10 protein-coding genes are annotated in these 10,932 nt (G+C 69.0%); 5 read left to right on the forward strand and 5 right to left on the reverse strand.

The features are described 5' to 3' along the window. Positions 1 to 123: 123 nt before the first annotated feature. Genes ACTIE5_RS12265 through ACTIE5_RS12280 form a run of 4 tightly spaced genes read left to right on the forward strand, consistent with a single transcriptional unit; the run spans position 124 to position 3,432 of the window. On the forward strand, positions 124 to 846 hold the full coding sequence (locus ACTIE5_RS12265; RefSeq protein ID WP_439549990.1) for a hypothetical protein: 723 nt from the start codon (positions 124 to 126) through the stop codon (positions 844 to 846). Continuing rightward, complete coding sequence (locus tag ACTIE5_RS12270; protein ID WP_439549991.1) at positions 830 to 1,459, forward strand: CDP-alcohol phosphatidyltransferase family protein; 630 nt, start codon at positions 830 to 832, stop codon at positions 1,457 to 1,459. Before ACTIE5_RS12265 ends, ACTIE5_RS12270 begins: the two co-directional genes overlap by 17 nt. Next, complete coding sequence (locus ACTIE5_RS12275; protein WP_439549992.1) at positions 1,456 to 2,640, forward strand: AI-2E family transporter; 1,185 nt, start codon at positions 1,456 to 1,458, stop codon at positions 2,638 to 2,640. Before ACTIE5_RS12270 ends, ACTIE5_RS12275 begins: the two co-directional genes overlap by 4 nt. Positions 2,641 to 2,661: 21 nt before the next feature. Then, a complete protein-coding gene (locus ACTIE5_RS12280) occupies positions 2,662 to 3,432 on the forward strand; it encodes a DpnI domain-containing protein (protein WP_439549993.1) in 771 nt (256 codons plus the stop codon). Between the two features lie 112 nt (positions 3,433 to 3,544). Here ACTIE5_RS12280 and ACTIE5_RS12285 read toward each other — a convergent pair whose 3' ends face one another. The 5 genes from ACTIE5_RS12285 to ACTIE5_RS12305 form a co-directional block, all read right to left on the reverse strand. Next, positions 3,545 to 4,561: a polysaccharide pyruvyl transferase family protein gene (locus ACTIE5_RS12285; RefSeq protein WP_439549994.1), complete on the reverse strand. Its 1,017-nt coding sequence runs from the start codon at positions 4,559 to 4,561 to the stop codon at positions 3,545 to 3,547. A gap of 118 nt (positions 4,562 to 4,679) precedes the next feature. Further along, on the reverse strand, positions 4,680 to 6,137 hold the full coding sequence (locus tag ACTIE5_RS12290; protein ID WP_439549995.1) for a glycosyltransferase: 1,458 nt from the start codon (positions 6,135 to 6,137) through the stop codon (positions 4,680 to 4,682). Positions 6,138 to 6,156: 19 nt separating this feature from the next. Then, on the reverse strand, positions 6,157 to 7,353 hold the full coding sequence (locus ACTIE5_RS12295; protein WP_439549996.1) for a glycosyltransferase: 1,197 nt from the start codon (positions 7,351 to 7,353) through the stop codon (positions 6,157 to 6,159). A gap of 299 nt (positions 7,354 to 7,652) precedes the next feature. Continuing rightward, the gene (locus ACTIE5_RS12300) at positions 7,653 to 8,399 is read right to left on the reverse strand and encodes a ParB/RepB/Spo0J family partition protein (protein ID WP_439549997.1); all 747 of its coding nucleotides are present in this window, start codon (positions 8,397 to 8,399) and stop codon (positions 7,653 to 7,655) included. Positions 8,400 to 8,716: 317 nt separating this feature from the next. After that, positions 8,717 to 9,937, reverse strand: a complete 1,221-nt coding sequence (locus tag ACTIE5_RS12305) for a polyhydroxyalkanoate depolymerase (protein WP_439549998.1) — start codon at positions 9,935 to 9,937, stop codon at positions 8,717 to 8,719. A 102-nt stretch (positions 9,938 to 10,039) separates the two neighbouring features. Between ACTIE5_RS12305 and ACTIE5_RS12310 the strand changes: the two genes are divergently transcribed. Then, positions 10,040 to 10,747, forward strand: a complete 708-nt coding sequence (locus ACTIE5_RS12310; protein WP_439549999.1) for a glutathione S-transferase — start codon at positions 10,040 to 10,042, stop codon at positions 10,745 to 10,747. Positions 10,748 to 10,932: the final 185 nt, after the last annotated feature.

Here is a 10,932-nt window from a genome sequence, read left to right on the forward strand (position 1 = left end):
GGTATTCGGCACACAGGCAGAAATGCCTGCAACGGTAGGGATGGCGATATGCCGGTCAGCGAGCGGCGCAGCCAGTGGGGCGGAAAAAACCATTTTCGGCCCCATACGGCAATCGGGGCGATCATGCTGGGCGCCGCCATGGCCTTCGCGGCGCCCTTCGCCATGCCCGCACCCGCCTTTGCCCAGGCGACGCCTGACGAAAACCCCCTGGTCCAGCGCGGCGTCCCGGCGGAGGCCACGGCCGAAACCGCCGTCATCGCCCGCGACCGCGCCCTGAATGCCGGCCAGCGCGCGGCCTATGAGCGGATGGCCGCCGCCCTCGGCCTGCCCCGCGGCATCCCGGACGCGCAGATCGAGGGCCTGGTCCAGTCCCTCGTCATCGAATCCGAACGCATCACCCAGCGCGGCTACACCGCGCGCCTCACGGTGAACTTCAACCCCGGCCGCGTCGCCGCCATGGGCGGCCGCAACCCGGGTGCCATCGGCGCGCCGGGGACCCTCTTCAGCACCCCCGGGGGCCCCGCCACCGGCCCGGCCACCCCAGGCGCGACCAGCCAGGCGCCTGGCGTCGGCGGCCCGCCCGTCTCGACGGTGGAGGCCGTGGCCATCTACCGCTCCTTCCCCGAATGGGTGGAGATCACCCGCCGCCTCGGCGCCGCCTCCCCCGTCGCGCGCTTCGAGGTGGTGAGCCTGACCGGCGAAAGGGCGCGGCTGCGCCTCGGCCTGCGCACCCAGCCGCCGGAAGCCGCGGCCGAACTGGCGCAGAGCGGCATCGCCCTCGCCCCCGGCCCGATCGATGCGCGACCCGGCGAGGGATGGCGCCTCAGCCTTGCCGGAGGCCGTTGACCGCCCGCCGGCCGACAAGGCCGGCCCCCCGGCGGAAGCCGCCACCCTGCCGCCCCGGATCAACCCGGCGGTGGAGGACGCCTATTTCACCTGGCCCAACGTCATCACCTTCGCCCGGCTCTGCGCCGTGCCGGGGGCGGTGTGGCTGGTGCTGAACCACCGCCTCGACCTCGCTTTCTGGGTCTTCGTCGCGGCCGGCGTCTCGGACGCCGTCGATGGCTGGCTGGCCCGCATCCGCCACAGCCGTTCCACGCTGGGTGCCATCCTCGACCCCGTCGCGGACAAGGCGCTGCTGGTCTCCATCTATGTGACCCTGGCGGGCATCGGCGTGCTGCCGGACTGGCTCGCCATCCTCGTCGTCTTCCGGGACCTGCTGATCGTGGGGGGGGTGCTGGTGCTGTATGTACTGGGCCAGCCGCCGCGCATCCGGCCGATCTTCGTCTCCAAGCTGAACACCGCGTTGCAGATAACGCTGGCCGCCGGAGCCCTGCTTCTGGCGGGATACGGCATGGGCGATTCCGTCATCATCGATGTCTTCATCTGGCTGGTCGCCGCCAGCACCTTCGCCTCCGGCGCCGCCTACGTCACCCAGGCCGCGCGGGGCCGTGCATGAGCGGCAGCAAGCCCCCCGCCACGCCGCCCGCCCTGCCAGCGCCGCCCCCGGCGCCGAAGCCGGACCCGCGCCCCGCTTCCTGGCCGGCTTCCCCCGGCGCGCGCATGGCGACGCGGGCGGAACGCTGGGCGCTGGTCATCGGCACCACGGTCGTGCTGCTGTTCAGCCTCTGGCTCTTCTCGGCGATCCTGACGCCCTTCGTCCTCGCCGCCTGCATCGCCTATTTCCTCGACCCGCCGGCGCGCCAGCTGACGCGGCTCGGCCTTCCCCGGGGCCTGGCCGCCTTCCTGCTGGTCACGGGCCTGACGGCCTTCGCGCTGCTGGCGATGCTGCTGCTGTATCCGCTGCTGGTCGCGCAGATCGGCGTGCTGGTCACGCGCCTGCCCGCCTATGTCGCCGGCATCGGCAGCCTGGTCCGCCAGGCCCTGGAACGGCTGCAGGAGGCTTTGGGGCCGGAGGTCGTGGACACCCAGCTCCGCGACCTCGTCGTCGGCCAGGCCGGGCAGATCATCACCTTCCTCGGCACCGCCGTCGCGCGGCTGATCGGCGGCGGCGTCGCGCTGTTCAACGTCTTCACCCTGCTGGTGGTGACGCCGGTCGTCGGCTTCTACCTGCTGCGCGACTGGCAGGCGATGATGGCGCGCCTGGAATCCTGGCTGCCCCGCCGCAACGCCGCCGTGCTCCGCCAGCTCTCCCGCGACACGGACCGCGTGCTGTCGGCCTGGCTGCGCGGCCAGCTGCTCTGCTGCGGCCTGCTCGCGGTCTATTACGCCACGGGGCTGAGCGCGGTGGGCCTCGAGCTCGGCCTGACGGTCGGGCTGATGGCGGGCATCCTGTCCTTCATCCCCTATGTCGGCAGCCTGACCGGCTTCGTCACGGCGATCCTGCTGGCCATGGCGCAGTTCGGCACCTGGAACGGCGTCGGCCTGGTCGCCGCGGTCTTCATCACCGGCCAGATCGTGGAGGGCTACATCATCTACCCCCGCCTGCTCGGCGATCGCGTCGAACTGCATGCGGTCTGGGTGATCTTCGCCCTCTTCGCCGGCGGCGTCGCCTTCGGTTTCCTCGGCGTGCTGCTGGCGGTGCCCATGGCGGCCGCCATCGGCGTCGTCACCCGCTACTGGCTGCGGCGATACCTGGAAAGCCCGCTGTATCTCGACCCGCCGCGGACGGGCAGCTGATCCTGGACGGGGACGCAGGCATTGCAGCTGGGCTTCGACCTCTCCCTGGCTGACGGCTACCGCAGCGGCGCCCAGCGCGCCCGCCGCCTGACCGAAGGCTGGTTCGCCACGGCGATGTACTGCGTTGCCTGCGGTGAAGCGGCACTGGTGCAGCACCCTAACAACGCGCAGGCCAATGATTTCTTCTGCCATGCCTGCGGTGCGAGCTTCGAATTGAAGAGCGGCAGGAAGCCGTTGGGCGCCACCGTCCCGGACGGCGCGTTTTCCACCATGATCGAGCGGTTGGAACGACGGGGCGGCGGGCCGCATCTGGTGCTGTTGCGGTATTGCCCCGAGAAGCTGGCGGTGCGGGACCTGCTTGTGGTCCCGGCCTCCTTCCTCACCCGCGATGTGATCGTGGAGAGGCCGCCGCTTGGCCCGCTTGCACGGCGCGCGGGCTGGGTCGGCTGCAATATCCGCATCGCTGGAATTCCGGATGCCGGCCGCATCGCCGTGATCCGGGACGGGGTGGCGACGCCCAGGTCCGTTGTCGTCGGCGCCGTCCGGCGTGCGGCGCTGGTCGAGGGAGACCTCGCCGCGCGTACCTGGCTCGTCGACACCCTCCGCTGCGTCGAACGGCTTGGATCCGAATTCACCCTCGCGGAGGTCTACGGCTTCGAGGCCGAGTTCGGCCGCCGCCATCCCGGCAACCAGCACATCCGCCCCAAGCTGCGCCAGCAATTGCAGCGCCTGCGTGATGCCGGGCTCCTGGCCTTTCTCGGGCATGGCCGGTATCGCCGCCTCGAGGGTTGACGCCCACTCTGCCCAACCCCCTCATCCACCCGGGACATCACCCGGCCGGGCTGAGCCGCTCCCTGGAAAGCCCGCCGCAACCCGCCCCGCCCCGGCCGGGTGTCCGCAGGCCCTACAGGCCCAGCTGCTGCCAGACCCGCCGGCTCAGCGCATCGAAATCGGCGGCCCAGCCCTCCAGCCGCGCGGCGATGTCCTCCATGTCGAGCGCCCGCTCGGCGATGCGGAACAGGTCGTCGCGCGAAGCCGGGGGCGTATCGGCGTCATAGAGCCGGTCGGCGATGCCGAGGTCGCGGTAGAGGCTGAAGATCTTGGATGATTCATCCGGCCGGTGGCCGAAGACCGGCAGCGTCGGGATGCCGGACTTCAGGCCGAGGATGCAGCCGTGGTAGCGGTCCGAGACCATCAGCGCCGACGCATCCGCGACCGCGGCAAATTGGCGCATCGACACGGCGGGCCGCACCTTCTGCGCCTCGAAGATCGCCAGCGCGCCGGATGCCTCGTCGGTCGCGGGGAAGAAGGTGCAGACGAAATCATCCGGCCGCATGAGCCCGGCCAGCTGCGCGTAGGACCGTTCGGCCCGGCTGACGAGCTTGCGCGGAATGACGCAGACCTGGCCATCCGCGGTCGACCTGGCGCTGGAATGCGGCCGGCTGATCGAGCGGTCCGCCAGGATGGGGTCGCGCATGATGAAGGCATCGTCGCGGAAGGCGGTCACGGCGCGGTGGGAGAATTCGTCCCGGACACTGACGACGACCGCCTTGCGGAGGATGTCGGCGCAGAGCGCCGCGACCTCCGGCGAGGCACCCACGCCCAGGATCGCCACGGGGATGGTGATCGATTCCGCCCAGCCGGGGCGCGTCAGCGGCTTGTGCCGGCTGGCCAGCAACCCGCCGCCGCCGATCACCAGCGCATCGAAGCTGTTGACGAAATCCGGGTCCATGATCGCCGTCATGTTCCGCGCCATCTCCGCCGGCGCGGGGAAGTATTCGCCATCGGCGGTGGAATGGGAGCAGGCGACGATCTCGATGGAGGGATCATGGGCCTTGATGTGGCGCGCGACCGATGCGGCCTGCTCCGCATCGCCGAGATTGCCGTTCGCATAGGCGCCGAACAGAAGCACGCGTTTCATGAGGCTTCCTCCTTCGAGGGGGCACGAGGCCGCCATGCCCGGCGTGGTGGGTACCGGGTGGCGGATGGGTGGCGTTGGGGCGGGCGGGGGGGTGGTGTTGGCGCCGTGTCGGGTCGGATCAGCGGGCCCTGAACCAGCCGAGCTTGATGCCCAGGCTCCGCCGTTCCCGCGACCCTGCCGGCCGGTCGCTGGGCAGGATGAGCCGCTCCGCCTGGATGAGGACACGGATCGCGTCGCCAGGGGTGCCCGGCGCCCCGCCCGGCGGCAGCGCGCCGATGGGCAGGGAGATCGTGACGGCGCGCGGCGTCACCACCTGCTGGTGGACCTGGTGGCCGTTGACGAAGAAGGAGACCGGCGCCCCCGCCTCGCCCACCTCGGGCGGCGCCCAGGCATAGAGTTCGAGGACGGTCGGCCTGGCATCCCGCTTCAGCGGCACCATGAGTTCGGCCGTGCGTGCCCGGGTCCAGACCCCCCGGCTCTCCGGCAGGTGGAAGCCGCGCGAGAGGTAGCGGATGGCGCGGGCCATGTTGTCCAGGCCGATCGTCTCGCCCAGCGCCACCTCGCCGCGGATCTCCGACCAGATCTGCCGGCCGAAGGAGTCCCAGGAGAAATTCGCCGCCGCCGCCGCGATGTCGGTGGTGGTGTCCGCCAGTCCCGCGCGGATCAGCGGCACGATCTCCTCCGGCGTCGCATCCACGGGGAAGATGTGGCCGGTGGAGCCGTGGACGATGATGTCGCGCGCGAAGCCCGTGTCGCTGATGACGGGCACGACATTGCACATCATGGCCTCGATCGCCGGGATCGGCCCGCCTTCCAGCGAGGAAGCGGAGCAGAGCACATCGAATTCCGCGTACCAGCGCGGGAATTCGTCATAGGCGGCCTCGACGTAGCGGACATTGGGCAGGGCGGTGAATTCGGCGAAGTGCCGCCAGTTGTGCCACAGCAGCGACGCGTTCTCGACATCCTCCGCCCGGGGGCCGACCAGGATGAAGGATTGTTCCGGCATCATGCGGGCGAGGGCCAGCATCTTCGCGGGCTGCTTGCGTTCGTAATAGGCGCCGACGAAGCCGACAGCGCCCTTGCCGTCGCGGATCTTGGGGCGGAAATCGGCGGGATCGGCCCCGCCGAGCGGGACGGAGATGTTGCCCGCCTTGGCGCCCCATTCCACCAGCGTGTCCCGGTTCAGGCTGCAGGGCGTGAACACCGCCGTGCAGCTGTCCGCGAGTTCCGCCAGCTCCGCCTTGGTGACGCCCTTCGAAAGATCGGGGTGGGTGTACCAGACGAAGCAGTTGGCGGAGCGCGCTTCCGGGTACTTCCGCAGCGCCGTCGCCGCCAGGGCGAAATGCGCGAAGAAGTAGTTCCGCGCCGGCGGCAGGGAATAGGAGAACCGGTCATTGGTCTCCGAGAACATGTAGAAGCAGACAGCCCCGCTCGCGCGCTCGATCACCCGGCAGATCTTCTCCAGGATCCAGCCGCGGGAATTCACGTTCAGCACGAAGCAGATGTCGTACAGCGCCGCCGTCTCGTCGAAGGTGACGGGGGAGGCCGGCCGGGTTTCGGTCATCACGTCGGACATGGTCGATGGTCCCCGTCGCTCAGGAAACGAGCCGCTGGAACAGCGACAGCTGCCGCTGTTCCCAGGTGAATTGCCGCGCGATGTCGATGTTCTTGTCGTAGCCGCCGGGCTTCCACCCGAAGGAGGCGAAGCTCCGCCGCAACGTGTCCACCAGGCTTTCCGGCGCCGCGGGGTCGTAGAAATCGAGTGCCGCGCCGTCATCCTGCCCGCGCGTCGTCGCCGGCAGCCGCGCGGCGACGACCGGCGATCCCGCCGCCAGGTACTCGAAGAATTTGAGCGGGGAGGTGATGGCCGCCCGCGCATCCGCCTGGCGCGTCAGCAGCAGCACGTCGGCCGCCTGCTGGAAGGCGGACAGGTGCTTCTGCGGCACGTAGCCCGGCACCATGATGTTCGACAGCTGCTGTTCGACGATCCTGGCCCGCCAGAAGGCCTGGTCGCCATTGTTGCCGCCGAAGATCAGGAACAGGCAGTCCGTCAGGACCGAGGCCGCGGCCAGGATGTGGTCGAGCCCGCGTTCCACCTGCAATCCCCCGGTATAGACGACGATCCGGTTCACGCCCCGCGCCAGCAGGCTCTGCCGCAGCGATGCCGCCGTGGCCGCCTGCCGTTCGAAGGATTGGGAATTGACCCCGCTGTCCAGCACCATGGTCCGGTCGGCCGGGATGCCGGACTGGATCAGGCGTTCCTGGACGGATGCCGTGATGGCGATGACGACGCGCAGATGCGGGTTTTCCCGCACCAGCTCGGGCAGTTTCTTGAAAGCGTTGTTGTGGTCCTCGTCATGATCCTCATAGACGCAGGGGATGCCCGCCTTCAGCGCACGGGCCAGGACGACGGGATGGCGGGTATGCATCAGCCCGCAATAGGGGAAGACGTTCCTGGGGATGTCATAGTCCAGCGCCCACTGCCCCGGCTGCATCTTCGCGAATTTGGCGGGCGCCTCGAAAAGCCCGCGCACGTCGTAATCGGCGCGAACATTATACAGCTCCGCGATCAGCCGGCGCATGGACGTGACGCCATTCCGGGATTCGAACTTGATGGGCAGCCCCTGGACGCTGGCGGCGAGCATGGCATCAATTCCGAGATTCTGCACCGCCTGCGCCGTGTTATTGGCCCAGATGAGCCGGGCCCGCGCCGGGCGCACGAAGGGATCGCCCGGGACGGTAATGACGCCATATTTCTTTCCGCCGAGAAGCCGGCGCATTGCATCGATCACCGAACACTCCGTCAATTGGATTAACCGCGTTCCGGCGCCGCCGGCCCGCTCCGCAGTCAGGTAACGGGGCTATCGATCCAGATGTATATTAAGCGCCCATCCGGTATATTCTGATAATCCCGGCCCTGCAAGCCGTCATTCAAAGGCTACGCTTCCCTGCGGGGTGCCGCCCCGCGGCCCGGCGGCGGGAATGCCGGATTGGCAGCCATGCGAATATCATCGGGTTCGAGGCCTTTCAGGTATTCGTGGAACAGCTTCCGCGCCTCCCGCCCCGCATCGCCCTTTTTTCCCGCCTTTTCCTAGGCGGAGACCAGGGAGATATAGATCTGCCTGGCGTCATTGGCCGGCGGCGGCGCGGTGTCGGCACGGCTTTCGGCCAGGGCTGCCGCGATGTTGCGCGCGGGATTATCCGCGCGCGCCAGCGCCTGCGCGACCCGACGCTGCTCGGCGACTGGCAGCGCAACCAGTTGATCCAGCTGGGCTCCGCTGTTGGCGATGGGGTGATGCGCAATCATCTCGCGCACATCCTCCGCAATCCGGGCCCGCGCGATGGCGCGCTGGATCGACCGCTGGTCAAGCCCGAGTGACCGGGCGGTGGCGGCCGTGAAGGTTTCCGGCATGAACGACAAGCCTGTCGTCTTTTGCCCGGCCGCGCCCTTCCGCGCCTTGCCATGCGCGGTATCGGGATAAAGCCGCTCCCATATCTGCTGCCGTCGCGCCAGGAATACGGAACGGTCCAGCTGGGTCAATTCGTGGCGCAGGAGGTTTTCATCGATCTCCAGCAGATCCGCCGCCGCGCCGGTTTCAGCCCGCACGATCGCGCTGATCCGCTGAAGCCCGGCCTTGCGCGCGGCGGCCAGCCGATGCGCCCCGGCTATAAGCGCGTGCCGCCCATCCATATCAGCGGGGCCGACCGTGACCGGCGTGTCCTGGCCACGCTCGCGCATGCTCGCGGCAATAAGGTCGACCCAGGCGTCATTAAGCCGCCTGACCCGCGCACCAACGACAATATCATCCAGTCCGAGCGAGACTATGTCGGTGTCCATGCTAATCCGGATTGTGATTGTTTTTGGAGGGCCTGCCCAGGCGTGCCATCCGGGCGAAGCGATGCAGGCATCCGTCGATGCGCGGCGGCACAACGAAGTTGATTTTAGCGCGGCGCCGGATGCCATGCGTGACTAACGCGACAATAGTTTCCGGTCAACGCGTAATTTACCGCCGCCGAAGACATGCGTGCGCGCTTAATTTAAGCCGATCACGTTTGCGTGTGATTCTAAAAATGAACTTCACTAATATGACGAAACCGTGATCGCCCGCGCAGGACCCCGCGGTGCGGCGGCGCCATCACGCCGCGGCCAGGCCACTACCCCTCATTCGCCTGGATCATCTCCCGCACCCGCGGGTAGATCGCCTGGGCGAAGCGCCGCCCGCTGAACACGCCGTAGTGCCCGACGCCGGTCTGCAGATGGTACCGCCGCATCGTCACCGGCACGCTGCGGCACAGATCGAGCGCCGCCATCGTCTGCCCGATGCCGCAGATGTCGTCCTTCTCCCCCTCCACGGCCATGATGGCGGTGCGCCTGATCGCCTCCGGGCGTACGCGCCTTCCGCGCCACATCATCTCGCCCCGCGCCAGCGCATGGTCCTGGAACACGGTCTTCACCGTCTCCAGGAAGAACTCCGCCGGCAGGTCCATCACCGCGAGGTACTCGTCATAGAAGCGCCGGTGCTGCGCCGCCCGCGCCACATCGCCATCGAACAGCGCCCAGAACTGGTCCTGATGCGCCTTCAGATGCCGGTCCATGTTCATCTGCATGAAGGCCGAGAGCTGCAACGCCCCCGGATACACCCGTCGCCCCGACCCCCTGTGCCGCCACGGCACGGCCGCGATCAGGTTGCGCTCGAACCACTCGATGCCCTGCCCGCTGGCGAGGTCATTCACCTTGGTCGGGTTCTGCCTGGCGTCGATCGGCCCCGCCATCAGCGTCACACTCCGCGGCGAGGCCCGGTTCCGGTCCTCCGCCATCAGCGCCACCGCCGACAGCACCGCCACCACGGGCTGGCACACCGCCAGCACATGCCCGCCGGGGCCCACCACCTCCTGGAACCGCATCACATGCTCGATGAACTCATCGAGCCCGAAGCGACCGGCCGCCAGCGGCACGTCCCGCGCATTGTGCCAATCCGTGATGTAGACGTCGTGATCCTGCAGCAGCACCTGCACCGTGCCGCGCAGCAGCGTCGCGAAATGGCCGCTCATCGGCGCCACCACCAGCACGCGGGGCAGGGGGGTCTGCACCTCCGTCCTGAACCGGATCAGGGAGGCGAAGGGCGTCGCCGCCACCACTTCCTCCACCACCTCCAGCACCTGGTTGCCCACGCGCACCGGCGCGATCCCGAAATCCGGCCGCGCCTGCGTCACCGCGAAACCGGCAAAAACCTCCGCCGCCGCCCGCATGGCCCGCACCCCGTCGAACAGCGGATGCGCCCCCGCCCAGGGGCCGAGCCACCCCGCCATCCCCTTCGCATGGGCCCGCAGCGGCGCCAGTGCGTCCTGCCTTGCCTGCAACGCCCGGTAGATCATGCGGCGGCCTCGTGTGTCCGGCCGCCATCGTGCCACCGCCGGCCCGTTTCGCAACCGCGAAGCCGCTGCTAGCCTTCTGCCCGAAGCAGGAAGGTCAGCGCCATGTCCGCGACGAAGCCGCGCAAGCCCCCGGTGAAGCCCGCCGCTCCGGCCGCCATCCTGCGCATTTCCAGCCGCAACTACTCCTCCTGGTCGCTCCGCGGCTTCCTCATCGCCCGCCTCTCCGGCCTGGCCTTCCGCACCATCACCGTCTCCCCGGACGATCCCTCCACCCGCGCGGAACTGCTCAACAACGCCTCCTCCATCCTGCTGCCCTGCCTGGAGCATGAGGGCGCGGAGCTCTGGGACACGATCGCCATCGCCGAATACCTCAACGAACGCTTCCCCGAGGCTCGCATGATGCCCGAGGACCGCATCGCCCGCGCCCGCTGCCGCGCCATCAGCGGAGAAATGCACGCCGGCTTCCACGCGCTGCGCTCCTCCCTCCCGTTCAACCTCCGCGCCAGCATCCCGAGCTTCACCGTCTGGTCCGCCGCCCGCGGCGACCTCGACCGCATCTTCACCCTCTGGCGCGACTGCCTGGCGCAATGGGGCGGCCCCTGGCTGTTCGGCGACCGCCCGACCATCGCGGATGCCATGTTCGCCCCCGTCGTCATGCGCGCCCGCACCTACCACGTGGCGCTCGACGAACCCTGCGAGGCCTATGCCCGCACCATCGAGGCCTGGCCCGACCTCCGCGAATGGATCGCCGCCGCGCTCGACGAACCGGAGCCCCGGATCACGGAACTCGAACTCGACGCGGAGTTCTGAGGCCCGCCCGGGCCCGCCATTTCACGGCGATGAAATGCCGCGCATCATCCCGGACCGCATGGCTTCCCGGGAACTGAGCCCCTATCCCGTCTGCGAACCCGATCGAGCGTCCCGCGACCCGGCCATGGGAAGACGCGCGACGCCAGATGGCGACAGGGAACCCCACCCACCCTGCGGGACTATTC

Origin of the sequence: Falsiroseomonas sp., assembly GCF_051859025.1 — a bacterium.
GTDB lineage: Bacteria > Pseudomonadota > Alphaproteobacteria > Acetobacterales > Acetobacteraceae > Falsiroseomonas.